Origin of the sequence: Enterococcus sp. AZ084 (assembly GCF_051714905.1) — a bacterium.
In the GTDB taxonomy this organism is placed as follows: Bacteria; Bacillota; Bacilli; order Lactobacillales; family Enterococcaceae; genus Enterococcus_B; species Enterococcus_B pernyi.
In genome coordinates this window covers 660,409-684,813 of record NZ_JBIOSS010000001.1, presented here as the reverse complement: position 1 = coordinate 684,813, position 24,405 = coordinate 660,409, and the positions used below count along the sequence as shown (strand labels likewise).

22 protein-coding genes and 1 other annotated feature are annotated in these 24,405 nt (G+C 38.1%); of the genes, 4 read left to right on the top strand and 18 right to left on the bottom strand.

Annotated elements, in window-relative coordinates:
- Positions 1-58: 58 nt before the first annotated feature.
- The 4 genes from rlmN to IGI79_RS03210 form a co-directional block, all read right to left on the bottom strand.
- Entirely contained in the window at positions 59-1,132 is a 1,074-nt protein-coding gene (gene rlmN, locus IGI79_RS03225; RefSeq protein ID WP_010736158.1) for a 23S rRNA (adenine(2503)-C(2))-methyltransferase RlmN, read from the bottom strand.
- A gap of 120 nt (positions 1,133-1,252) precedes the next feature.
- Positions 1,253-1,666 (bottom strand): hypothetical protein, encoded by a 414-nt coding sequence (locus tag IGI79_RS03220; RefSeq protein WP_066025116.1) that lies wholly within the window; start codon positions 1,664-1,666, stop codon positions 1,253-1,255.
- Between the two features lie 15 nt (positions 1,667-1,681).
- Positions 1,682-2,092 (bottom strand): ribonuclease G, encoded by a 411-nt coding sequence (locus IGI79_RS03215; protein ID WP_195274208.1) that lies wholly within the window; start codon positions 2,090-2,092, stop codon positions 1,682-1,684.
- Between the two features lie 462 nt (positions 2,093-2,554).
- Positions 2,555-4,993 (bottom strand): DNA translocase FtsK, encoded by a 2,439-nt coding sequence (locus tag IGI79_RS03210; protein ID WP_438845712.1) that lies wholly within the window; start codon positions 4,991-4,993, stop codon positions 2,555-2,557.
- Between the two features lie 425 nt (positions 4,994-5,418).
- Between IGI79_RS03210 and IGI79_RS03205 the strand changes: the two genes are divergently transcribed.
- Complete coding sequence (locus IGI79_RS03205) at positions 5,419-6,960, top strand: metallophosphoesterase (RefSeq protein WP_430608264.1); 1,542 nt, start codon at positions 5,419-5,421, stop codon at positions 6,958-6,960.
- Positions 6,961-7,096: 136 nt separating this feature from the next.
- Here IGI79_RS03205 and IGI79_RS03200 read toward each other — a convergent pair whose 3' ends face one another.
- The 4 genes from IGI79_RS03200 to IGI79_RS03185 form a co-directional block, all read right to left on the bottom strand.
- Positions 7,097-8,542 carry a glycoside hydrolase family 1 protein gene (locus tag IGI79_RS03200; RefSeq protein WP_066025120.1) on the bottom strand — a complete coding sequence of 482 codons (1,446 nt, stop codon included), beginning with the start codon at positions 8,540-8,542 and terminating at the stop codon, positions 7,097-7,099.
- A 205-nt stretch (positions 8,543-8,747) separates the two neighbouring features.
- Positions 8,748-9,560 (bottom strand): amino acid ABC transporter substrate-binding protein, encoded by an 813-nt coding sequence (locus IGI79_RS03195; RefSeq protein WP_010736164.1) that lies wholly within the window; start codon positions 9,558-9,560, stop codon positions 8,748-8,750.
- An 18-nt stretch (positions 9,561-9,578) separates the two neighbouring features.
- Positions 9,579-10,214 carry an amino acid ABC transporter ATP-binding protein gene (locus tag IGI79_RS03190; protein WP_010736165.1) on the bottom strand — a complete coding sequence of 212 codons (636 nt, stop codon included), beginning with the start codon at positions 10,212-10,214 and terminating at the stop codon, positions 9,579-9,581.
- Positions 10,215-10,234: 20 nt separating this feature from the next.
- Complete coding sequence (locus IGI79_RS03185) at positions 10,235-10,876, bottom strand: amino acid ABC transporter permease (RefSeq protein WP_010736166.1); 642 nt, start codon at positions 10,874-10,876, stop codon at positions 10,235-10,237.
- A gap of 91 nt (positions 10,877-10,967) precedes the next feature.
- Positions 10,968-11,198: a binding site (T-box leader), on the bottom strand.
- Positions 11,199-11,290: 92 nt separating this feature from the next.
- Between IGI79_RS03185 and IGI79_RS03180 the strand changes: the two genes are divergently transcribed.
- Positions 11,291-11,776 (top strand): YbaK/EbsC family protein, encoded by a 486-nt coding sequence (locus IGI79_RS03180; protein ID WP_010736167.1) that lies wholly within the window; start codon positions 11,291-11,293, stop codon positions 11,774-11,776.
- Between the two features lies 1 nt (position 11,777).
- Here the strand turns inward: IGI79_RS03180 and IGI79_RS03175 are convergent, their stop codons facing one another.
- The 3 genes from IGI79_RS03175 to IGI79_RS03165 form a co-directional block, all read right to left on the bottom strand.
- Complete coding sequence (locus tag IGI79_RS03175; protein WP_438845711.1) at positions 11,778-13,853, bottom strand: DNA topoisomerase III; 2,076 nt, start codon at positions 13,851-13,853, stop codon at positions 11,778-11,780.
- Positions 13,786-14,163 carry a DUF1033 family protein gene (locus IGI79_RS03170; RefSeq protein WP_066025124.1) on the bottom strand — a complete coding sequence of 126 codons (378 nt, stop codon included), beginning with the start codon at positions 14,161-14,163 and terminating at the stop codon, positions 13,786-13,788. The genes IGI79_RS03175 and IGI79_RS03170 overlap by 68 nt, the downstream gene beginning before the upstream one ends.
- A 124-nt stretch (positions 14,164-14,287) precedes the next feature.
- A complete protein-coding gene (locus IGI79_RS03165) occupies positions 14,288-14,854 on the bottom strand; it encodes a TetR/AcrR family transcriptional regulator (protein ID WP_010736170.1) in 567 nt (188 codons plus the stop codon).
- A 147-nt stretch (positions 14,855-15,001) separates the two neighbouring features.
- On the opposite strand from IGI79_RS03165, the gene IGI79_RS03160 reads away from it, so the two are divergent.
- Positions 15,002-16,264, top strand: a complete 1,263-nt coding sequence (locus IGI79_RS03160) for a multidrug efflux MFS transporter (RefSeq protein ID WP_438845710.1) — start codon at positions 15,002-15,004, stop codon at positions 16,262-16,264.
- A gap of 51 nt (positions 16,265-16,315) precedes the next feature.
- Here the strand turns inward: IGI79_RS03160 and mnmA are convergent, their stop codons facing one another.
- The 5 genes from mnmA to IGI79_RS03135 form a co-directional block, all read right to left on the bottom strand.
- On the bottom strand, positions 16,316-17,437 hold the full coding sequence (mnmA, locus tag IGI79_RS03155; RefSeq protein WP_335884527.1) for a tRNA 2-thiouridine(34) synthase MnmA: 1,122 nt from the start codon (positions 17,435-17,437) through the stop codon (positions 16,316-16,318).
- Between the two features lie 199 nt (positions 17,438-17,636).
- Positions 17,637-18,260: a hypothetical protein gene (locus IGI79_RS03150; RefSeq protein ID WP_195274206.1), complete on the bottom strand. Its 624-nt coding sequence runs from the start codon at positions 18,258-18,260 to the stop codon at positions 17,637-17,639.
- Between the two features lie 666 nt (positions 18,261-18,926).
- On the bottom strand, positions 18,927-19,175 hold the full coding sequence (locus IGI79_RS03145; RefSeq protein WP_335884526.1) for a hypothetical protein: 249 nt from the start codon (positions 19,173-19,175) through the stop codon (positions 18,927-18,929).
- Between the two features lie 30 nt (positions 19,176-19,205).
- Positions 19,206-19,472 (bottom strand): hypothetical protein, encoded by a 267-nt coding sequence (locus tag IGI79_RS03140; protein ID WP_108143881.1) that lies wholly within the window; start codon positions 19,470-19,472, stop codon positions 19,206-19,208.
- 337 nt (positions 19,473-19,809) lie between these two features.
- Positions 19,810-20,076: a hypothetical protein gene (locus IGI79_RS03135; RefSeq protein WP_019724199.1), complete on the bottom strand. Its 267-nt coding sequence runs from the start codon at positions 20,074-20,076 to the stop codon at positions 19,810-19,812.
- Positions 20,077-20,724: 648 nt separating this feature from the next.
- On the opposite strand from IGI79_RS03135, the gene IGI79_RS03130 reads away from it, so the two are divergent.
- On the top strand, positions 20,725-22,647 hold the full coding sequence (locus IGI79_RS03130; RefSeq protein WP_104776631.1) for a hypothetical protein: 1,923 nt from the start codon (positions 20,725-20,727) through the stop codon (positions 22,645-22,647).
- A 302-nt stretch (positions 22,648-22,949) separates the two neighbouring features.
- Here the strand turns inward: IGI79_RS03130 and IGI79_RS03125 are convergent, their stop codons facing one another.
- On the bottom strand, positions 22,950-23,636 hold the full coding sequence (locus tag IGI79_RS03125) for a hypothetical protein (protein WP_023519195.1): 687 nt from the start codon (positions 23,634-23,636) through the stop codon (positions 22,950-22,952).
- Between the two features lie 156 nt (positions 23,637-23,792).
- Entirely contained in the window at positions 23,793-24,401 is a 609-nt protein-coding gene (locus IGI79_RS03120) for a metallophosphoesterase (protein WP_065096115.1), read from the bottom strand.
- Positions 24,402-24,405 lie beyond the last annotated feature (4 nt).

Here is a 24,405-nt window from a genome sequence, read left to right as displayed (position 1 = left end):
CTATTCTATCAGCCAAACGGGAAAAAGAGAAGGAAAGAAAACTTAACTTTAAGAATATTTATTTTGCTACAGTTTTTTCTTTTTTCATTTGTTTGCTACGCAATTGCCCACAAGCTGCATCAATATCTGTCCCATGCTCTTTGCGAATCACACAATTGATGCCGTTCTTTTTCAACACATCATAAAATTTCAATACATCCGCTTTTGGACTTCTTGAATATTGATCATGTTCACTTACTGGGTTGTAAGGAATCAAATTGACATAAGTTAATTTTTTCTTGTCTTTCAACAGATCAGCAAGTTGTTGCGCATGTTCTGGCCGATCATTTACTTGATTCAGCATGATGTATTCAAATGTGATCCGACGGTTTGTTTTCTCTAAATACTCATCCACTGCTTCCATCAATTTTTCAATTGGGAAACGGCGATTGATACGCATCATGGACGTACGGACTTCATTATTTGGTGCATGTAATGAAATCGCTAAGTTGACTTGTAATCCATTTTCAGCAAACTCTTTAATTTTGTTTGCCAACCCGCTAGTTGACACCGTGATGTGACGAGCGCCGATCGCTAAACCTTTCGCATCATTGATGATATGCAAGAAATCCATCACATTGTCGTAATTATCGAATGGTTCACCGATCCCCATCACTACGACATGGGATACCCGTTCCCCCAGTTGACGTTCATCAAAGTAATGTTGGACCATCATGATCTGAGCCACGATCTCACCCGCAGTTAAGTCTCGGTTTTTCGTTAATAAACCACTGGCACAAAAAGTACAGCCAATATTACATCCGACTTGTGTAGTTACACACACAGATAAGCCATATTCTTGTCTCATCAACACCGTTTCGATCATATTTTTATCTGGCAACTCAAACAAGTATTTGACTGTCCCATCACTTGCCTCTTGCACGATCACTTGTTTCAATGGATTGATCTCAAAATTTTCTGATAGTTTTTCAATCAAACTTTTTGAAAGATTCGTCATTTCTTCAAAGCTTGTGACACGCTTTTGATAGAGCCATTCCCATACTTGTGAGGCACGGAATTTCTTTTCACCATGTTCTAAAAACCAAGCAGTCAATTCTTTATTTGTTAAGCCATAAATGGATTGTTTTTCCACGATTATTCCCTCTTTTTTTCAAAGTATCGCTACATACTATAACTGATTCCCTTTATTAATGCAATAGTTCACAAAAGAAACTAAATAATCGTTAAAAACTTGTACTAAATCTTATTTAGGTCATGCATGGGTATCATGCCACTCATCGTATTCTTCTACTGATTTTTCTGGATCTAAAATCATCCATTTAATAAAGATAAGCCCTAAAATCAACAAGGTTGCTGGAATGATCAAGAAAAAACTGAATAGCAGTGGGGAACCATAACCAATAGCAGAAATGATCAACCCGACTGTTTTTTTAGAATCTACTGCTTTTGAAAGCAATAAATATAAGGTTAAAGTGAAGCCGATCACGCAAATCATACTTAGGATCGACCAAAAAATAATTCCATAAAAATTCCCCCATAGACGTGTCACATAGACGAGAGGAACCAGACCTGACTGCTCTGCTACTCGGTTAAAGAAACCAAAAAGATAAATCACTGTTTGAACGATATTCAATATAAAAATAGTTTTGATCATTTTTTGATGCATCTTATTTTCTCCTTTCTAGTAGTAATAACCATCATAAATGTAAGGATCATAGTTATACGAATCCCGGATAAAAGAATCACGAATATACCATAAGCTAGAAAGAATGAATACGACGAAAACAAGATATAAAAGGATGATCGCAATTTGAATAATAAACATCGCTATGCCAGCTCGACTCCAAGTTTTTTGGACTTGTTTGAATGTTTCAATATCCGTATAGTTTCCATCTCTCCATGCCCATTCATTGCCTTTGAATCCGCAAATAAACACCCAAACAAGATTGAATAGTGGAATCAGACACAGTAATGGAAGATACGTTTTGTTCCCAATTCCCCAGATGATGTTAAGAGAGAAGGCGCCCCAATTCCATTTTTTGATTTCTTCCGGTACTTCCTGATTGCCCCTTTGAAACTCAGAATTTGCCAAGCCGACTTGGGGTTCATCACGCGTTGCTTTTTTTGGGTGACTCGTTGGTTGTATCGGTTCTTCGATCGGTTTTTCGATTGGTTCTTCGGTTGCATCTACATCGGCATCCAGTTCTTTGACTGGTTCTTCGATTGGTTCTTTGGCTCGTACTTTAGGTTGTTCGTTGACTGGTTTTCCAGTCGCTTCATCCCTTGTTTCTGTTAATTGTTCATTCGTGATTTTTTCGGAAACTTCATTCGTTACTTGATCAATCTTTTTCGTTGTCTCATCGTTCATTCAGTGAATCTCCTTTCATCTAAAAAAACTATTGTGACTTTAAGCTTATCATTTTTTTAACATGAATGATTTTATAATAGTCGTTTTGTTACTACCTGTTTTTTTTCACAAAAAATATTTTTATGGACTAAACGCAAAATGAAAGCAAAAAATCAATTCGATAAGAAAAGATTTCTTGCTTTCATTTTATATATCCTGATTTTCAGATAATGGTTGCTCCATTGACTCTTCCATTTGTTCAATAAAAACTTTTCGAGGCTTACTGCCTTCTGAAGGGCCTACGACGCCGTGAGCCTCTAATTCATCGACTAAACGAGCTGCCCGATTGTAGCCGATTCTAAAACGACGTTGCAACAGAGAAATACTAGCGGTTTGCATTTCGATAACTAATGCTTTTGCCTCTTCAAATAGTTCATCTTGAGGTTGTTCAGCTGAACCAGCTGATTCAACTTCATCCGTTGGCATCATTTTTTCTTCGTAATTGGCTTCTTGTTGATCGGTGACAAAGTTAACCACACGTTCCACTTCATGGTCTGAAATGAAGGCGCCTTGAACACGGATCGGTTTGTTCTCACCCATTGGTAAGAAGAGCATGTCCCCTCGTCCTAAGAGCTTTTCCGCCCCATTAGAATCAATGATCGTTCGTGAGTCTGTTCCGCTGGAAACAGCAAACGCCATTCGTGAAGGCACATTGGCTTTGATGATCCCGGTGATAACATCCACACTTGGGCGTTGTGTCGCTAAGATCATATGGATACCTGCGGCACGAGCCATTTGCGCTAAACGGATGATCGCATCTTCGACTTCGTTGCTTGCAACCATCATCAGATCCGCTAATTCATCAACAATGACAACGATAAATGGTAAGGTCGGATGTTTGGTTCCATTTTCTAGATTTTTTTGTTGGACAAATTCATTGTACCCAGAGATATTTCTCACACCAGTTGCAGCAAACTTCTCATAACGTTCTTCCATTTCCTGAACGACTTTTTGCAATGCTTGTGCTGCTTTTCTAGGATTGGTCACAACTGGCGTCAACAAATGCGGGATACCATTATACATATTCAACTCAACCATTTTCGGGTCGATCATCATCAGTTTGACTTCATGAGGTTTTGCTCGCATCAAGATACTTGTGATGATGCCGTTGATTGCTACTGACTTCCCACTACCAGTCGATCCGGCAACGAGCAAGTGAGGCATTTTCGATAAATCGGCCGTTTGGACACGCCCCGAAACATCTCGTCCTAGAGGTACTTCCAATAGCTTGTCTGGATGATCCGGTTGGGCTTCGATGATCTCTCTAAACGAAACCATACTGATCTTGCTATTCGGCACTTCGATCCCAATCAGTGATTTCCCAGGGATCGGTGCTTCCATACGAACATCTTTTGCGGCTAAAGCTAAGGCAATATCATCAGTCAAACTAACGATTTTACTTACTTTTACTCCGACAGCTGGTTGGATCTCAAACTTCGTCACAGATGGGCCTAAACTTGCTTTGACGACTTTCGCATCGACACCAAAACTTTGGAAAGTTTGTTCTAACACGCCAATGTTCTTTTCAATTTTCTTGTACTCATCACTTTGATCCACGGTTTGCGCTGAGTCTAATAAATCGATTGAAGGTAGCTCGTATGCTTGATTTTCTTCTTCTGCTTCGATCTCAAATTCTAATGCAGTGCCATCATCTTCAAATAACTCATCTTCGGAAGACTCTTGTACTGGGCTCATCTCATCCTGTTTAGGACGTTCCATAACAGGAGGTTGGACATTTCCTTGAAAACTGTCAATCGGCACAAAACTTAATTGTTCAGGTTCACTTTCTTCATAAATAGGAGAAGTTTCCTTTTGGACCTGATTCTTTTGACGAGTGGCTCGCTTTTGTTCCATTTCCACAGCTTCAGCTTCGGCTGCTTCTTTCGCAGCAAGACGTTTTGCTTCCTTCGCTTCTGCTCGTTGCTTTTGCCGCTCTTCTTTCGCAGCTTGTTTACGTGCCTGCTTTTCTGGATCGCCTTCTAACAGTTCTTGGAATCTATCTCCCATGACTTGTAAGGCATTCAATAATTGATGACCCTCAACATTGCTGAATAATACTGCTCCGCCAAGAATCAATAAAACAGCTACGAAATAACTTCCCGGTTGAGCGATCAAAAAGAATGTCAGATTATAAATAAATGCACCTAACATACCGCCACCGACATTCGTGGTGATTTGGCTTTGACGTATATCTGCGGATAGTAGATCCCAAGTCGTTCCAATGATATTTGGTTCTCCACTGTTCAGTTTTCCAAAAAGATTGGCATGTAAAAAGAGTAAGATACCTAAATAAAACAGGCCGACTCCCAGCCAACGACGACTCTTACCCATCGTGAACTCTCTATTTTTGACCATGATCCAAAATCCTAAAACTGCTAATAATACACAGAGGATCTGATACGTATTTCCAGCGACTATGCGAAAGCCATTCGCCACTAAAATGCCTAAAAAGCCTAATTTCAAAAAGCCAAAGACAGCAAATAGTATAAAAGCAAAGCCAACACCGATCGCAATCATTTGCTCCTGCTGCTGTTTTTGTTTTTTAGTTTTTCTCTTCTTCTTAGCAGGACGTTTTTTCTTTGCCATGATATATCCCTCTTTTCATCAAGTTCCATTATACAAAAAAAAGCAAGCGAACAAAAGTTTTGTTTTCCCGATTACTGATTTTCTTTTTATCTGATTCTTCAAAGCTCTTCCTACGATCCTCGCCACCCCTTTTGCCTCCATCGTCTTCGCTCTTTCGTTGAGATTATGATAGAAATTCTTTTATGTCTTTGTAAGAAGAATTATTTGTTGCAACACCACACACTATGAACAGTACCTATTATAGGAAGATATACTTTTTTATAAACAATCAACTTTAAAGGAGGTTACGACAATATAGGAAATCACACCACTTTTTGTTTTGTCATAGCACTCACAAGAATCAAAAAAGCCTTCGAGTGTAGAATTTCAAAATAAAAGTGAAACAAACTTTAAAAAATAAATTAATTTAAGAGAATGGAGTAGAAATGAAATTTGAAAAGCGTACTAAAATATTAATAAATAAAATGATCAAAAGCATTACTTTGAGTGCGAGTATTCTAGTAGGTACAATTATGGTTGGCACTACGGCATTCGCAGACATCGACTATGCGTTTGTAGTTACCTCTGATCCTCAATTTCCATGGACAGCAAAAACAGACGATGGTATTTATCAATCAGATAGCGATCTCAGAGCGGAGTCCGCTGCGTTAATTTTAAATCAGTATGACAGTATCAATGATTATTCAACAAGCATCGGCAATAAAGTAATACATACCTATGTCAATGGGGATGTCACTGCCTACGGTCAAGGCTCTCAGTGGAGTCGCATGGATCAATTATTCAGTAGACTAAAAATGCCTTATTCTTATGGCCTAGGAAACCATGATATTGAAAATAATTTCGAGGATACTTTCCTCAACCAAGCTTGGCGGATAACCTTTAACAGGATGCATACCTATAGACCTCATAATTGGATTTCAAAAGATACTTGGAAAGAAGATTACTTTTTCGAATCTAAGCATGTTGGTAGCCTAAACTATTCACAAAAAATCGGGGATTTTAGAATGATCACAGCCAACAATTATCCCACGATGCATCTTTCTTGCTCTGATGGGACTGGCCCTACTTATTGGTTAACACCTGGAATGGACTATATCGAGAGACAGTTAGAAGAAGCAAGAAGTGCAAACCAACCGGCTATTCTTTATATACATAAACCAAATGATTGGAAATTGGGAAGTGATCCCCAAGGAAGATTCAAGGCAATGGTAGAAAAATATTATGATAATGGAACGTTGCGAGCCGTTTTTGCAGGGCATTATCACAAAACAATCGGTAAGGTTTCTTACCCACAGTATTTTGGCAAAGTCCCAGTTTATTCTTCTGGCAGTGCTTCTCAAAAAACTTACTTAACTGCAGAAGTCGATCATTCAAAAAATGAGATGAAAATCTATCGAGTGATTGGCAATGTTTGGGAAAAGAAACAACTCATTGATACAATTGCTATAAATTCGAAAGGACTCACTGCTGTGAATGATGACAGAGACTACCAACAGCAAAAAGAATTGGCTAATAGAGTAGGTAATTCTTATCACATCATTAATTCTCTTAATAATAGTAGAGCGCTAGATGATTCAGCAAGTAGTGATGATGTCATCTATTTTAATGAACATCGGAATACGAACCAACAATGGAGATTTGTATTCTATGAGGCTAACAATTCCTTTGTCATCCATAATCGAGCAAATAATTTTTCAATGTATGAATCAGATAGTAAATGGGATGGCTTCTCTATTGTACGCACTGGGGTTTTAAATGCTTCAGATAAACGAGCACAATGGCGAGTAGTAAGCGCAGGAAATGCCTATGGAACCATTCCTTTGTACAAGTTCAGAAACGTTCGAAGCGGAAAACTACTTACACTAAATTCATATAGTGGGAAATTGACGGATGCCGCAATCGGCGCAACATTATTGACTGCACCTGATTTTGGTGTAACGGTGCTTCAACAATTTATGTTAGACTAGTGATCAACAGAAATTCTAGGTGATGTAAAAGCTAAAAGGCAAACAAAAAAAGGAACAAAAGATGAGCAAAACTTCCTCTTTTGTTCCTTTTTTTAAACTGTGCCATCCACTTTAGTACGTATTATTCGTGCAATATTTATTGGTTCCCAATATTCGCGCCATTCTCACGAATTACTTGTTGGTACCAGTAATAGCTATCTTTTTTGTAGCGATCAAGTGATCCTTCTTGTGTTTCATCCTGATCTACATAAACGAAGCCATAGCGTTTTTGGTAGCCATTTAACCAGCTCAGCAAGTCTGTGTAAGACCATGTGCAATAGCCCAAGACTTCTGCACCATCTGAAATAGCTTCTTTGATGGCTTTGACATGACTTTCCAAGTAGTTGATACGGTAGTCATCATGGATTTTTTTATCTTCTGTCAATTTGTCATATTCACCTAAACCGTTTTCCGTGATCAACACAGGGATACGGTAGCGACTCGTGATTCGTCGCAAAGCAATACGTAAACCTTCTGGATCGATTTCCCAATCCCAATTTGTACGTTCGACAAATGGATTTTCTACTTTTTTGTACATGCCAGGCACGCCTGTTTCTTCTGATGAACCTTTTTTACCTGTAGTATTCATCTTACCAGCACCGACACCATCTAATGGATTAAAGGCATTCGTTGCTGTTTGGTAGTAGTTGATGCCTAAAAAGTCAGGTTTCGCAGATGCTAATAGCTCCTCATCGCCTTCTTCAATCGTTGGCGCCCACCCTTGTTCTTCCAAGAATTTCATCGCAGCGATTGGATATTTGCCCCACATATAAACATCCATCCAATAATGTGCCATCAAATCTTCCGCATTTTCAGCAGCCAAAATGTTCTTTGGATCACTGTCGATCGGATAGTTTGGCGTATACGCAAAACTAGGTCCGATTTTCCCAGGCATATCCATTTCATGGAACGCATTGATCACTGCTGCATTAGCTAAGTTGGCAATGTGGTTCACTTGGTACATTCGTTTTGGATCAGTCACTCCTGGAGGATGTACCGCTAATAAATAACCGAGTGAAGTAAAAATATTTTGTTCGTTCAAACTAACCCAATAGTGGACTTTGCCACGAAATGCTTCGAATAATGTTTTTGCATAGTTCGTAAAATCTTCGATGATCTGACGAGATTCCCATCCTTGGTATTCATCTTGCAATGCTTGTGGCAGATCCCAATGATACAAAGTCAACATTGGTTCAATGTCGTGTTTGATCAATTCATCAATCAAATCCATATAGAAAGCTAAGCCTTCTTGATTGATCTCGCCGCGGCCATTTGGAAAAATACGTGTCCAAGCTACAGAGAAGCGATACGTTTTCAAACCTTGTTCTTTCATCAAGGCAATGTCTTCTTTATAACGATGGTAGTGATCTACTGCTAGGTCACCATTTGTTCCTTTAAATGTCTTACCTGGAATACGAACAAAGCGATCCCAAACAGACTCACCTTTTCCGCCCTCTTGCCATGCGCCTTCTACTTGATAGGCAGCTGAAGCAGATCCCCAAAGAAAATCATCAGGAAATGCCGTTAATTTTTGGTGTTCCATGAACATCTTCCTTTCCTAGTTCAATCTTTACCTCTTTAGAATAACACGAAACCCTTTTCATTACCAAGTAGATTTTTGACATTTCTAAATAAAAGTCTAGTCATTTAAAAAATAAGTCCAAAACAAACAAAAAAAGCGGAGCAGCAGATGCTGTTCCACTATTTTGACTTCCCCTATGATTCGATCCTTCATGTCATCCTGTTACCTATTCTGGTGTGACATCTTCACCAAACCACTTCTCTGAGATCTTTTTAAATTTTCCGTTTTCAACCAATTCGGCTATGCCATCATTGACTTTTTCCACAAGTATTTCGTCATTTTTTCGCGCACCGACAGCAAAATCTTCTCCATCAAAGTCCCCTTTGATCACATTGAAATTGTCTAATTCGTCTCGTATGTTCAAAAAATACTCGGCATAGACTTTGTCGATCAACACACCATCTGTACGGCCACTTTTCAAATCGATCAATGCTTCATTGAAGCTTGCGTACAAAACTGCCTCTTGATTTTTCACATAGTCTTTGAGTATTTCTGGATGTCTGACAAACATATCATAACCAGAAGAACCGTTTTGTGCCCCTAAGATTTTGTCTTGCATTTGTTCAAAGCTTGTAATACCAGAAGTTTTTGGTGTGATCAACACTTGATCATTTTTCATATATGGTTTTGTAAACAAGACTTTTTCTTCACGTTCTGGCGTTTTTGAATACCCGTTCCAGATCAAATCAATTGTTCCGTTGTTTAATTCGAACTCCTTCATTGACCAGTCAATTGGTTGGAACTCAACAGTAATGCCATATTCATCAAAGACAGCTTTCGCTAACTCAATATCAAATCCTGTCAGTTTACCATCTTTATCACGAAAACCCATTGGTACAAAGCTGTCGTCTAGTCCTACGATAATCTTTTTTTCTTCATTGATTCTTGACCAGCTTTCTGTCGCTGTCCGCTCATTCGTGCAGCCAGTTAAAAAGAAAAAACCAATCAAAGATAAAATCAAAAAGCTGAATTTTTTCATTTTCTCCCCACCGCTTTCCTACTTACTTGGCATAACTTTGATCAATTGATCCCCAACGTTTTCAGCAAAGACTAAATCGTGGGTCACGATGATTTGTGTCACGCCTTCTTCTTTTAATGAAAGAATCAACTTCTCTACTTGTTGACGTAACTCTGGATCTAATGCACTTGTCGGTTCATCATAAGCTAACACTCGTGGGTTCATCGCTAACGCACGAGCAATGGCCACACGTTGTTTTTGTCCTCCAGATAATTGATAAGGATAATTTCCTAATAAATCACGAATCCCTAATGAGTCCGCTAATTCCTCCGCCTTTTTCGTGTATTCTTCTTTACTTTGTTTCAACACCATTTTAGGTGCCAAAGTAATATTGTCAAAAATACTCAAGTGTGGGAAAAGCTGGAAATCTTGAAACACGACGCCTACCACTTGTTCTTCTGTTTTCAATTCAAAAGGGTCAAATTTCGTGCCATCCAGGTAAAACTCACCACTGTCAGCTTTTTCTAAACCGGCTAAAATCCGTAACATCGTTGTTTTACCGCCTCCTGACGGTCCGCCGATCGCTAATGTTTGTCCTTCCGGTATTACTAAATCAAAATCTTTGATCACTTGTTTGTCACCAAATGATTTACTAATCTTTTTTAATTCAATCATCGCTGTTCCCTCCTCGTTTCTTAGCGGTAATAATTTAATTTTTCTTCAATTTGCTTCAACACGATCGTCAGCACTCCTGTTAGTGCGAGATAGATCAGGGCCACGCCAAGCAATGGAAGTAAACTTGCATCTCTCTCCATCGCGATCTTACCCGCTCGCATCACATCACCTAAACCTAAGATGTAGATCAACGAAGAATCTTTTACTAGATTGATGACTTCATTGCCGACAGAAGGTAACACGATTTTTGTTACTTGCGGAATAATGATTCTTGTCACTGTTTGGAAAGGACTCAACTGTAAGACTTGAGCTGCTTCATACTGCCCTTTAGGGATCGACTGGATACCACCACGGAAAATCTCAGCAAAATAGGCAGCATAATTTAAAACGAATGCGATCAAAGCAGCTTCGAAACGATCAAACACGATCCCGATCGTTGGCAAACCGTAAAACACGAAGATCAATTGTAATAATAGCGGTGTTCCTCGCATGATCCAGACATACGTTTGTAGGAAATAACGGATCGGTTTAAAATGTAACGACAACCCTAAGGCTAAAATAATTCCTAATGGCAAAGAACCAATCAAGGTAAAGGCAAATAATTTCAAGGTTGTCAGCGCCCCTACTAACAACTGTGGCATCACTTCTAATAAATCATTCATTTTCTTTTCCTCCTCTTTTCTTTAAAGGGGTACATTGTTAGCTGTCCCTTCCAACCACATGAAAAACAAAAAAAGTCCTTTGATCCGAAGATCAAAGGACGCAAAATACGTGGTTCCACCTTTTTTTATTAGTTTCTCGCAAAACTAACCTTATCTGGTCGTCTAACAACGACCGCAGCTATAACGGGCTTCCCGGATTTTCTTACTGGCTGTTCAGAAAATCGACTCCAAGATGTGTTTCACAATCAGTTATTGCCTCTTCTCACCAACCAGAGACTCTCTTCAAACACTTAATTGCTACTCTTCTTTTCGATGTCTTTTATTTAACTTAATGAGTAATTTACCTGATTCATTTTTATTTGTCAATCTTTTTTGTGCTAAAATAAATAAAAAATGAATGGAGGATTGTTTTTTATGTGTCATGCCACGAAACAAGAGGCCTATGAATTGCTTGATCTATTGGCAATCAATTACCAAGAAGTGAATCATCCAGCCATTACTTCTGTCAAAAATCTAACTTTTACTTTACCCGGTCCACAAGTTAAAAATCTTTTGGTCAAATCAAAGAAAGGCAAACAAATTTATTTTGTCGTCTTACCTGATGAAAAACAAGCCGACTTGAAGTTATTGGCAGAACAGTTGAATGAAAAACGATTATCGTTTGTGTCAGAAGACCAAGTCAAACAGTTGTTACATGTTCCGCCAGGTACCGTCAATCCATTTGCCTTAGTCAACGATTTAGAAAACGAGATCCAAGTCGTCATTGACTCCTCGATCGATCGCAAAGATACCGTGGGCTTTCATCCAAACAGCAACACCAGTACCATCATTTTTCCCTTTGCAGATTTTGAGCGACTACTCGCTCATGTGGATCATCTGCCAAGGTATGAAGTCTTGTAACTTAACTATCCTTCATCGCAGCTTTTAAGGCTGCTGCTAATGGGCTTTCTTCCGGTTCTTCTGCTTGAGAATATTTCTTCATCAAGCGACGTTCTTCATGTTTTGTCATTTTTTTCTTCTGCTCTTTTTTCCCTAGCATCTTCTCTGTCGTCCCGTCAAATTTACAACGGAAGTAAGCGCCATTTTTGCCTTCAATGATCTCCATTTTGCGGTGACATTGTGGACAACGATGGTTAGAGACTTTCGGATCTTTCCGACGACGATAGCTACAATCTTGATTCGTACACACATAGATTTTGCCATCTTTTGTGTTCTTCTCACGAAGATTCGAGCCACAATCCGGACATTTCTTTTGGGTAATCGAAAAATCTTGGTATTCTTGCTTACTTGTTTTGATTTCTTGGACAAGTCGCTTCGTTTCTTTTTCGATGGATTGTAAAAAGACGCTGGCTTGTTTTTTTCCAAGCGCGATCGCTTCTAGATCTCTTTCCCAACTTTCAGTCAAATCTGGTGTCACAAGTGATGGATTGACCAGTTCTAACAACTGCTTGCCCTTCGGTGAGACTTGTAAGCCTTGCGGTGTGCGTTCCATCAATTCGGATTTGATCAACTTTTCAATGATCTCCGCACGAGTCGCGGGCGTGCCTAAACTGTGTTTTTCCATTAAGCCTAACAGACTTGCTTCCGTCAAAGGTTTCGGCGGTGCTGACAATTCTTTTTTGATCGTAAAATCAGGTTGGATACGCATGTCTTTTTTCCAGTCAAACGAATCCACATGACTTTCAGCAGAGGTTTTCCAACCAGCTTCCAACACCCGGTTTTGGCGGAAAACAAATTGTTCGTTCCCAAATACGACAGTGATTTTCGTTTGACTGATTTTATGTGGTTCTGCAAATAAGCCTAAGAATCGTGTCACGATCATTTGGTAGATTTTTTGTTCTTCGTTACTTAATTTTTCATAGCGTGGACGATTTTCCGTCGGTAACAAAGCATGGTGATCTGTTACTTTACTATCTTGGAAGACACTCGTTTGACGAACCACTGCCCCATTCTTCAAATAAGTTTTCACTTCTGGTGCAAAATCGCTGATGGCTTGAAGTCTTTCTTTCATGGTACTTTTCATATCATTCGTCAAATATTTACTATCTGTTCGTGGATAGGTGACGATCTTGTGCGTTTCGTATAAACTTTGAACAAGTCCTAACGTTTTCTTTGCAGAATAGCCATAACGTTGGTTGGCTTCTCGTTGGATCTCCGTGAGATCATAAGGCAGAGGAGCTTTTTCTGTCTTTGTTTTTTCTTCGATGTTGACTACTGTTCCCTTACTCTGACTAAGGGTTTTAACAAACGCTTGGGCTTCTTCATGGGATTTCAAAGCAAACTGATTTTTTTGGACCATTTTTGCTTGTTCATTGCCGACTGTCAATGAAATCGTAAAATACGTTTGTGGTCGGAACGATTCGATTTTCTTTTCCTGATTACGCACTAAAGCTAAGGTTGGGGTTTGTACCCGACCCGCTGATAAATTGTCTTGATATTTTACTGTCAGTGCACGTGTCACATTCAATCCGACCAACCAATCTGCTTTTGCCCTAGCCAAAGCAGACTCATACAGCGCATCATAGCTTTTAGCTGGTTTCAATTGGCTGAAACCTGTCTTGATTGCTTTGTCCGTTTGAGAGGAGATCCACAAACGTTTCACCGGCTTATTGAAGTGAACGTATTCCAAGATCCAACGTGCAACGAGTTCTCCTTCACGTCCGGCATCTGTGGCGATCACTGCTTCTGAGACATCTTTACGACTAGCCAATTGCTTGATGGCTTTCAATTGATGACCAGTTTTTGGTAAGGGTTTGATCCCTAGTTTTTTAGGGATCATCGGCAAGGTTTCCATCTGCCAGCTTTGCCATTCCTTATTTAAGTCTTCTGGCATCTTTAGACCTAATAAATGACCAAGGGCCCAAGTCACGATCACCTTGGGTCCTTCGTAATAGTTTTTGTGTTTTTGATTAGCACCAAGCACCTTGCTTAGGTCTTTCGCAACGCTTGGCTTTTCCGCTAGAATTAGTTGTTTCATAAAAATCCTTTCTGCTTTCCAAAGTGATCGGTTGATAATCTTTCAGCAAAGCAAGTCCTTTGTATTGCTGCAAATCATCATCGCATTCTTCACACCAGCGCTCATCGCCATCATTCCAAAAAGCGCTAAGAAAATTATTTTTGGCATGGATATACTCATAGTTGTCTTTAATGGCCAGCCATTTTTCTTCATAGTTTTGTTGTGCTTCTTCAAAAGAGGTGAAAGTTTCCTCCATTTGAATATCTTCTTGCCAATCTTCAAAGAACCACCAAGGCTCATTATCACCGAACATTGTAATTACTTGATACATACATGCGCTCCTTTTCTCAGGTCATCTTAAAAACATATTAGTCACTTTCCAAGAAAGTTGCAAGAAATTTTGCTTAAAAGGGGCTTTTTATGAATGTTCAGAAAATTAATTTAAATGATGCCTTTTATTTTATTGGTAAAGTTGCAATAAAGTCGTCGATCATCCAGACATAACTTTCTTCTGGAGAAACATTCGGTTCATTGGTAAAGTACCCTAAAAAACGTAACGAAAGGTACCCATGGATCATACTTCGCAGTTCTCGACTTCGATGGACCTTTTCTTCTTTCGACAAAGAAAAAGCGTCAAATATTTGTAAAATGATTTGGTTCGTTTCGTGTATTCCCTCTAATAGAATTTCTTCATTTGTATGCGGTACACTGATCAGCAGTTCATAGACTGCCTGATTTTGAAACGCAAATGACTGATAGGTTTGCGCGTACGCTTGGATCGCTTCTCCCTTACTTTTCCCAACTAACACTCGACGTAATTGATCATTCAACTCCGTTAAAAGTTTCGCAGTCAACGCCGTTTTCACTTCCCGAATATTCTTAAAGTGGTTATAAAGCGACGGTGATTTGATATTCAATGCCTTAGCTAAATGTTGGAAAGTGATTTGCTGTACAGCCATCTCTTCTGCTAATTCTCGAAAGCAGTCGATGATTTTCTCTTGTGACAGCGTTCGTTTTTTCATTTGATTTCCCCTCTTATGGAATAAACTCAATCCCTTTAAGTTTACCATGAAAGACGAAGAGAAAAAAGACTTGTTGTTGATAAACTACACATTGTAGTTTATAATAAATGATTGTAGATGAAAATTTTCAGAAAGAAGGCTTTAATTGTGGTGTCAAGAGTAAAAGAGGCAGTATTCAGAAGAAGAGAAACATGGGAGAAAAACCTAGTTGTTTTGTGGTTTGGTACATTTATGGCAGGGATTGGGTTTAGCCTAGTGATGCCTTTTATGTCGCTTTACATAGATACGTTAGGAAATTACAGTACGTCACAATTGAACTTTTGGAGTGGCTTGACCTTCTCCTCTACATTCCTTGTTACTACCTTGATTTCTCCATGGTGGGGACGACTTGCCGATCAAAAAGGCCGAAAGTTGATGTTGTTGCGCGCTTCTCTAGGGATGGCGGTAGTGATTTCCTTGATGGGTCTAGTAACCAGCGTGTATCAATTAGTCGCATTACGTCTGTTACAGGGAATTTTTTCCGGCTATATCAGTAACGCTACAGCTTTAGTCGCCACTGGTACCCCAAGAGAAAAAAGTGGACAAGTACTTGGCACTTTGGCGACCGGCTCTGTGACCGGAACATTGCTTGGTCCTTTACTCGGCGGACTTTCTGCTTCTGCTTTTGGGTATCGCCCTACCTTCTTTATTACTGGGACGATTTTGTTCTTCGTTTTCTTACTTAGCTTATTTTTTGTCCATGAACAATTTGTTCCAGTAGAAAAAAGCGAGTTGGTTTCTGCTAAACAAATTTTCCGTGACCTGAAATACCCGCATGTCGTCATCGGCATGTTTATAACGACAATGATCATTCAAGCATCAAATAATTCGATCAGTCCGATCATTAGTTTATATATCCGGCAATTATTACATGGACACGGCAACGTCACGTTGATCAGCGGGATCATTGCTTCTATTCCTGGGATTGCCACCCTGATAGCCGCTCCTCGTTTTGGACGCTTAGGCGATAAGATCGGGAGTGAACGAATCTTAGCCATCGGATTAGGCTTTGCCTTGATCGTCTATATCCCAATGGCTTTCGTAACGAATGTATGGCAACTTGCAGGATTACGGTTTTTGATCGGGATCTCAGACGCTTGCCTCCTACCAGCGGTGCAAGCATTGATCACTAAATACTCACCTGCACAAGCTGCCGGAAGAATCTTTAGTTACAATCAATCCTTCCAAGCCACTGGAAATGTCGTTGGCCCCTTGATCGGTTCAAGCGTTTCAAGTATCTTCGGTTATCGTGGTGTCTTTTTATCCACCTCCTTACTTGTACTTGCAAACTTTGTGCTGGTTCGCCATAATACGAAGGAGATCCATAAGCAGGAAGAAACAAGTAATGGTCATGCTTTTGTCAATAAATAGCAAAAAAGCCACAGGATTCGTAAAAAAATCCTGTGGCTTTTTTAGATTATCTTAGACGTATTGCAAAACTTTCGTTTCTTGATACGCATGATCGATCAATCCGCCACCTAGACATTCCATTCCGTCATAAAAAACAACGGCTTGTCCTGGTGTGATTGCGCGCACGGGTTCGTCGAAGATCACTTCTGCCCGATTATTTTCTAATAAGCGCACGGTTACCGGCACATCTTGTTGACGGTAACGGAATTTCGCTGTACATTTGAATTCTTTTGGCATTGGTTCATTCGTTGTAAAATGGATTTCGCTTGCATCCAAACTTGTTGCATACAATGCAGGATGATGGAAGCCTTGTCCAACATATAACGTATTCGTCGCAAGATCTTTACCCACCACGAACCAAGGTTCTTGTGAATCACCACCGCCGCCAATGCCTAAGCCTTGGCGTTGTCCGATCGTGTAGTACATCAAACCAGCATGTCCACCTTTAACTTCACCGTCAAGGGTCACCATGTTGCCTTTTTTAGCTGGTAAATAGTTACTTAAAAATTGTTTGAAATTCTTTTCGCCGATAAAACAGATACCTGTTGAATCTTTTTTCTTCGCAGTTGCTAAACCGGCACGTTCCGCGATCGCACGTACTTCTGATTTTTCCATACCGCCTAACGGAAACATCGTTTTTGCTAACTGTTCTTGTGACAATTGGCTAAGGAAATACGTTTGGTCTTTGTTATTATCGACCCCACGCAACATATGTGACACGCCATTTTCATCACGTGTGACTTGCGCATAATGGCCAGTAGCAACATATTCCGCTCCTAAGTCCATTGCATAGTCTAAGAATGCTTTAAATTTGATTTCCTTATTGCACATTACATCTGGGTTCGGGGTACGTCCTGCACGATATTCTGCTAAGAAATATTCAAACACACGGTCCCAATATTCTTTTTCAAAATTGACTGAGTAATAAGGAATCCCGATTTGGGCAGCGACTTTCGCTACATCCTTATAATCTTCCGTCGCCGTACAGACGCCATTTTCATCGGTATCATCCCAGTTTTTCATAAAGATCCCGATTACATCATAGCCTTGTTCCTTTAACAAAAGTGCTGTTACAGATGAGTCAACACCGCCACTCATCCCAACGACAACGCGTGTTTTGCTGTTGTCTGTCATGGTATCACCATCATTTCAATTAGATTCTGAAACATCTACGAGTTGAAGGTCGCAACTTTTCAGTATTTTACATTATACGTCATCTTTCTGAAAATTTCACCCCTAAATAATCAATTTAAAAAAGCGACGTTTTTTAGTTGGACCATTCTGTACTTTTCAGATACCAAAACTTTGCTATGAGAGGCGTTTTATTCGTGATTTAGTTTCTTACTACATTCACCAAAAACAAAAGTAACAGCACAACATTGAAATATGTAGAAAACAAATAGTTGATAAACAATAAGTAAAATTTTCGCCGACTAGTTTCAAGCTTTGTTGCGGCGTATAAACCGATCAAGCCAGTGATCACCATCAACATCAGTAAAGGAATCAAATAATAACTTTCGAATGAATGACTTTGAAAAATAATCAAATAATGAGCATAAATAAATGCGAGTGTAGAAATAGACATCGGGATGATCAATCCCATGATAAAGAATGCTTTCTTTTTCTCTAACTCATGAAGCGCGCCCACAATCAATACGTACGCCACAGGGAACAATAAATACTCCACCTTACCAAAGCTGACAAAACCTAATAAAGTTCCTAGTACAATACCGTACATCAAAACAAGATGAATGCCAATGAGCACTCTTTTTAAGAATGCTGAGGGGATTCTAGTTGAGTAAAACAAACTGATTCCACTGATGATCCACCAAGAATATTGGACTGTTGCAAATAACCAATAAAATTTGAAAACAAAAACTAAACTTCCTAATAGAAAACAAAGCGCCAATAGATAGAACGAAATATATTTATTCGGCATACTTTTTTTTACAAACATTCCACTCACTCCTTTTAAAAAATACTTATCTAGTAGAAAACCACCAGCCAAAGATACAGAACCAGTTAACCAAAATGATCAATACTTTTACCCAACCGAATTTTATTCCTGTTGAAAAAAATAAACTAATCCCACTCAAGAACCAGCAAATAGTGGAAATCATCAATTTAATCTCGCAAGTATATGGTGAATAAGGTAAAAAATAAAAACTCGCAAAAAAACTGACAAGCACATAAATAGTAGGCAAAAAAACTTAAATCTTTTAGGTTCAGTCGAAATCATTCATCTCACTTCTTTTTTCAACGATTAACGATCATAGCTTACTAGAAATAAACTCAATCACACGCATCAAACTCATAGCGGTCGCAAATCCATAATTTACGACTAAGAGAAATCCTTTCTGATAGTTAATCATCGTAAGACAGTTCGTAAAATAAATCCCCATAAGTCCGGGAATTACCATGTACAGGATAAATGCAAAACTTGAAAGTGGCTCTTCTCGATATAGAAAGCTCCCTATCATAAATAAGATAGACAACAGCATCGACAGACCCAATCCTATTTTATGGAATTTCATGGTGATCTCCTATTCATCTTTTATTCATTGTGGCGTTATGGTGCTTTTTTCTATGTAAAGTTACTGTTCATTTCATCAGTAATAGACACTTAGCCAAAAGAAAACAACCAACCGTAGATACAACTAAAGTTAAAAAAAATGACTAAGTTTTTTAAGACTTTACTTTCAATGAACGTTGAAAAAAATAAACTTATACTGCTAAGTAGCCAACAAATCGATGTCAATATTACTCGCCATTCAATACGATAGCGACCTCCTTGAACCATACTGAACGTAATCACACTGATCGATAAGAGTAAAATAATCAATGAACAATATCTTTTGTATGTACTTTTCATTTCAATCTCCCTTTCAAGTAATATTTAACTCTATTTTTTGTTCAAAGTTAAAACAATTAATTGAATGAATTGTCCAATAATAATAAATGTAGCAAAAAAATAATTCAGAGAAACAATCATCCATTTGTATCGTCCAAGATTGGCTTTCATCGAATAATAAAACCCAGCTAATCCAGGAAATGTCATAATGAAAAATAATAAGACACTCTGAGGACTATCTCCATAAACGATTCCTCCAACAAAACAACAAATCGAAAAAAACATCGCAATTAATAATCTGAATTGATTATTCGTCATCTTATTCTCCTTTTAATTTTATGAATATCTGTAGTTTCAAAAATCATATATAAACCACCAACCATAAATACAGAAAATGTTGATGCTAATGACAATACGCTTCAGAAATTTATTACTGATCGCCCGACAAAAAAATAAACTAAATCCGCTTAGTATCCAACAACCGTAGACAATAATCCTTTGATATACAAGTGGATATAGTCTATAGGATAAAAAATAATGTCTAGCAAGTAGACATGAAAGTATCAATAATACAAACGACAAAATCCAATATTTTTTATTTTGAATCATTTTTTTCTCCTTCTTTCAATATCTTTCTTGATACGCCTGTTCCTTTTTATTTATAAAAAAATTGTAAGAAAACATAGACCAAATCCCATATGGTGAGCGTAGTCGCAAATAAATAATTCACGACTAACAGAGACCATTTCAAGTACCTTCTCATAGTGATTTTTGTGGTAAAATGGATTCCCGCAAGTCCTGGGATAATGATCACAAACACCAAGATGAAGCCGATATATCCTCCGTAATCTATGATTGCTCCCAATAAACATAAAATCGATAAAATCATAGAAACAATTAACCTGATTTTATAACCGTTCATCTAATCTTCCTTTCTTTTCACACCTTTTAGATAGTACCATTCATTGATTCAGCTGATTTTTATTCGTTGCGCTCTTACACCCTATAGAACCCTTGTTAAAAACTGGATTAACTACCTGATATGAAGATGCGTGGCGAATAAATAATTTACGATAAACAAAAAGATTTCAGATACCTAGCCATAGTGATTTTAGTTGTAAAATAGATTTCAAAAAATCCTGGAATAATTGTTAAAAAACTAACAACAATCCAATTAGTCCACGTCCATCAATCAGCGAACCAATAATACACAGAATAGATAAGGACATTGACATACACAAGCCGATTGTGTCCCATTCATAAGCTACTCCTTTCTTCGCTTCATTTAAAATAATCGAAGCTATTTTTGGATTAATAAAAAATTATACACCTAACAATCAAAAACCAATAAATAGTTATTTAAAATAAAAGTTAAAATAACTTTAAAATAAATCGATTAACTTGCAGATAAATAATAAAAAATCCTTCACACAAACTTTTAATGATAAACATAATTAGATAAAAGTTTTTCCATAAATCCATATAAAAAAACATATAAAATTAAAAAAATAGGTGTTTTTATAAATGTTTGTATGTTATTATTTTATCATAAAATTAAGGAGGAAATATCATGAAGCTCAAACTTTTTTTCACAACTTTTTTATTAATCGTTTCACTTCAATTCTCAAATATGCAGGTACATGCCGAAGCGGACTCTTATCAGTCTTTAGAGGATTATTATGAATTTTTCAAAAATGAATACGCTTCCTTCGAGCAGACATTTGAGGAATTTTCAGCTGGTTACTACAACCAGACACCTTATTTAGATGAGGATCACTTAAAAGAATATGCACATTCCGTCAATGACACGTATTTAACCGAGGAAGCAGAACGGTTAGCGAAAATCCCGCCACTATGGTCCTTCAATATTGGAAATTCTCTAGATAATATTACTTTTGAAAAGAAGCCGGAATATGGTACTTATGACTTATTGAATACGGTCCAGCCTGGAGATCTCATTTTTGAGGTAAATCGAGCGGATATTTTAGATCTCGGAGTGATTGTGCTTCATCATATAATGATTGTCGATGATATTGTTGAAGAAACTCATATAATCAATGGAAAAGAAGAAACCTTTACCTATATTCGAACAATTGAAGCAACAAAAGGAAACTTTGGTGCCAAAAGTGATGGCGTTGTCTACGGTGTATTAGATGACGAGCGTTTTGATTATACCAATGCCTCCATCCTAAGAGTTCCTGAGGCAACAGTGTTACAAAAACAAGCTGCTATTTTATTTATGAAAAGTCAATTAGGAAAAAGTTATTCTTTATCATTGTCGCTCGGACATCGGGATCGTACTTTTAGCAGACAAAGTTGGTACTGTTCCATGCTCGTATGGGCTGCTTACATGAACGCTACACCTGATGGCAACATTGATGACCTGACGCCTGGAGATGACCCAAATTTCCAAGGGATTGATCTTGAGTCTAAAGATGATCCGATCGAGGCGCCATCGATTACACCTAACGATATCTGGCGCTCCGATAAACTGGAAAAAATTAGTCCTTCGTTTCCTGAATACAATGATTATACAAAGAATATCACTTGGGCGGGGGGAGGTTCCCCCATGGAAGGTGAAGACTTTATTTTCAGTAGAAACTCTAACCTCTATTACCTTGAAAACGACTATCATTTCTTAGCCATCGATCAAAACAACCAACGTCCCTACACCAACAAATCCCTTACTCTCGGTCGTAACGCCAGTGGAAATGTTGTTGCACAATTAGATTTATTCACCAATTTCGCTTTGACTGATGAAGCGAAGCAAAAATACGCAGATAAAAATATCCCTGTTGTACCTAATGGTATTGAACTTGCGGATATCCCAAATTACGTGATGAATTGGATCAATCGCTATACTCAGTGTAGCTTTGATATTGTTTACTCAAAAGATATCACGACGGATAGTAATCACCTACGCTATAATCCAACTTATTCAAAAATCGATCAAAAAGCACATCCTTCATATGGCTATTTAGTTAGTCAAGTAGTACATACTCCTCCAGCATTTACTCAAAGAAAATTTGATTACACGGAGAATTTAAGTGTCTATGAAAATTATGATCTAGCCTATCCGAATCCATTGAATTATGATGTATCCTACACGAAGAACCGTCCGACTTGGTATTATTTCTTTAATAATTTCCATGCATTGATCAAGCTAGAAAATGGCACCTATCGCTCCGCTACTTATCTACGATTCCATGGCTCTTTCACTACGCCTGCTTCTCAGAGAAATGGGTATGGACTGAATCATGACTTTACAATGACCGATGAAGCCAAAACGATTTACCAAAACTATTACTATCATATCGGTGTCAACCAATCTGTGGATTACGCGATCGACTGGTTGAATCAATATACAAAAGAAGAGGTCCTTATCGTCTACTCAACAAATATCACGAATGATCTTAAACGTTTGAATGATGGAACAGCCACTGTTGGTAAAGGATTGAATAATCAAGGAAAACTCGTCAATTGTATTATTTAAACTTTCAATAGCTCCTTGGATTTTATGTCTGATGAATCTATAAAGTTGTTAACAAGGATGGAACAAATGGACTCTACACTTTTTCCACCTAGTATCTAGATGAATGGCGAAAATAAAACAGGTGTGAGACAAAAGTAACATTTCCTTTTGTCTCACACCTTAACACCGCATATGCGTTGGGAACATAGGTACCCTCATCAAAAAGGCGACAGCTACAAAATTTGAAAACAATTTTTGTAGCTGTCGCCTTATTTCTTGAGGTAATCCATCCCCACCTTCTTCTCACCTACTTTTCCTAATGGTTATTCTTTTGATCCAGCAACTTCTGTCTCTTCGATGAGGGAGAGTTCATCGACTTCACCGGATTCTTTATCAGTCAGTCGACTCATTCCTGTTACAGGATTAATCTCTTCTTTGATCTCTTCATCTTCATAAACTAGATAAAAGCGATTTTCTGTACCATATTCTTCTTGCAATGTTTGAAGCAGTTTGTCATTTGTGACTGTTTCAAGTGCTTTGAACGCATCGTACTCTTCAATCGTCCCCTTTTCCTTATCTGTTATTCGAGCCATTCCAGTAATCGGATTGATTTCTTCTTTCGTTTGATCATCTTCATACTCTAAAAAGAATTTGTCCTCTGTCCCGTATTCTTCTTGTAGTGATTTTAGAAATTCTTCTTTTGTAAATAATTCAAATTCCCCGAATGCTTCATATTCTTCGGTTTCCCCTGTTTTTTTATTAGTGGTTCTAGCCATTCCAGTTACTGGATTGATTTCTTCTTTGTATTCATCATCCTCAAATTCAAGATAAAATCTGTCTTCTGTGCCGTATTCTTCTTGCAACATTTTCAATAGTTCTTCTTTTGTTTCTACTTCTTCACCGACTTGTTCTGTTCCTTGCGATGTGTCAGCAAAGGTAGGTACAGCACCAAAAGCAAATGCACTGAATAGGCCAACTGAAGCTAAACTTACACTCAATTTTTTGATCATATGTCATCACCTCTCTATTTGATATGGATTTATAATAACTTTAATTTTAGAATAAAAATGGATTTAAATGTAAACAAAAACCGCTTATTATCTAAACTATTCTTTAATTAAGAATAATTTAAAAATAACTAACGGTTTAAAATTATCGAGGGATGTTTAACGTTGAATTTTTTGTAGCTCTTGAAACTTTGCTTCATAGATTTCTTCAATCTCCGCTTCCGAAAGTGGCGTGCCAAACGGGCGTTTTGCTTTTAATAATTCTCGCTCTGGCGCATCTACTCCTACATTGACGTCGTTGCCGATGGGTACGCTGTAGTGATGGATATGTCCATGAAGATTGCGTATTTTATCATTGCCTCCGAGCAACAATGGATAATGGGTCAGATAGTATTGTTGGTGATTGAATTTTATGATGACACCTACATCATAAAAGTGAAACTTTTGCTTTCCTTCCTTTTTCCACGGATCATGTCGTTCCAAGTAGTTGAAAAAGGCCCGACTGTCATGATTCCCTTTGATAAAGTGGATCGTGCCATTCAGTTCTTTGACTAAGGAAAGAATTTCTGCGCTACCTTTTTCATACTTAGGGTGCATCGCGAGGTCCCCTAGATGATAAACATGGTCGGATTCCTTTACGACTGCATTCCAACTAGTGATTAATTGATGGTGCATGTGGGCAATATTTTTAAATGGTCTCGGCGAAAAATCACTATTACCGAGCAACCGTTCATGGAAAAAATGCATATCGCTGATAAAATAATTCATCTAA

Excerpts from the sequence above, each read along its gene's own strand:
- IGI79_RS03190 (WP_010736165.1), bottom strand. The coding sequence starts at position 10,214 with ATGATTGAATTAAAAAAGATTAGTAAATCATTTGGTGACAAACAAGTG.
- IGI79_RS03175 (WP_438845711.1), bottom strand. The coding sequence starts at position 13,853 with ATGAAACAACTAATTCTAGCGGAAAAGCCAAGCGTTGCGAAAGACCTA.
- IGI79_RS03170 (WP_066025124.1), bottom strand. The coding sequence starts at position 14,163 with ATGTATCAAGTAATTACAATGTTCGGTGATAATGAGCCTTGGTGGTTC.
- IGI79_RS03205 (WP_430608264.1), top strand. The coding sequence starts at position 5,419 with ATGAAATTTGAAAAGCGTACTAAAATATTAATAAATAAAATGATCAAA.
- IGI79_RS03130 (WP_104776631.1), top strand. The coding sequence starts at position 20,725 with ATGAAGCTCAAACTTTTTTTCACAACTTTTTTATTAATCGTTTCACTT.
- IGI79_RS03120 (WP_065096115.1), bottom strand. The coding sequence starts at position 24,401 with ATGAATTATTTTATCAGCGATATGCATTTTTTCCATGAACGGTTGCTC.
- IGI79_RS03185 (WP_010736166.1), bottom strand. The coding sequence starts at position 10,876 with ATGAATGATTTATTAGAAGTGATGCCACAGTTGTTAGTAGGGGCGCTG.
- mnmA (WP_335884527.1), bottom strand. The coding sequence starts at position 17,437 with ATGACAGACAACAGCAAAACACGCGTTGTCGTTGGGATGAGTGGCGGT.
- IGI79_RS03145 (WP_335884526.1), bottom strand. The coding sequence starts at position 19,175 with ATGAAAAGTACATACAAAAGATATTGTTCATTGATTATTTTACTCTTA.
- IGI79_RS03135 (WP_019724199.1), bottom strand. The coding sequence starts at position 20,076 with ATGAACGGTTATAAAATCAGGTTAATTGTTTCTATGATTTTATCGATT.
- IGI79_RS03140 (WP_108143881.1), bottom strand. The coding sequence starts at position 19,472 with ATGACGAATAATCAATTCAGATTATTAATTGCGATGTTTTTTTCGATT.
- IGI79_RS03165 (WP_010736170.1), bottom strand. The coding sequence starts at position 14,854 with ATGAAAAAACGAACGCTGTCACAAGAGAAAATCATCGACTGCTTTCGA.
- IGI79_RS03200 (WP_066025120.1), bottom strand. The coding sequence starts at position 8,542 with ATGGAACACCAAAAATTAACGGCATTTCCTGATGATTTTCTTTGGGGA.
- IGI79_RS03210 (WP_438845712.1), bottom strand. The coding sequence starts at position 4,993 with ATGGCAAAGAAAAAACGTCCTGCTAAGAAGAAGAGAAAAACTAAAAAA.
- IGI79_RS03180 (WP_010736167.1), top strand. The coding sequence starts at position 11,291 with ATGTGTCATGCCACGAAACAAGAGGCCTATGAATTGCTTGATCTATTG.
- IGI79_RS03220 (WP_066025116.1), bottom strand. The coding sequence starts at position 1,666 with ATGCATCAAAAAATGATCAAAACTATTTTTATATTGAATATCGTTCAA.
- IGI79_RS03125 (WP_023519195.1), bottom strand. The coding sequence starts at position 23,636 with ATGATCAAAAAATTGAGTGTAAGTTTAGCTTCAGTTGGCCTATTCAGT.
- IGI79_RS03150 (WP_195274206.1), bottom strand. The coding sequence starts at position 18,260 with ATGTTTGTAAAAAAAAGTATGCCGAATAAATATATTTCGTTCTATCTA.
- IGI79_RS03195 (WP_010736164.1), bottom strand. The coding sequence starts at position 9,560 with ATGAAAAAATTCAGCTTTTTGATTTTATCTTTGATTGGTTTTTTCTTT.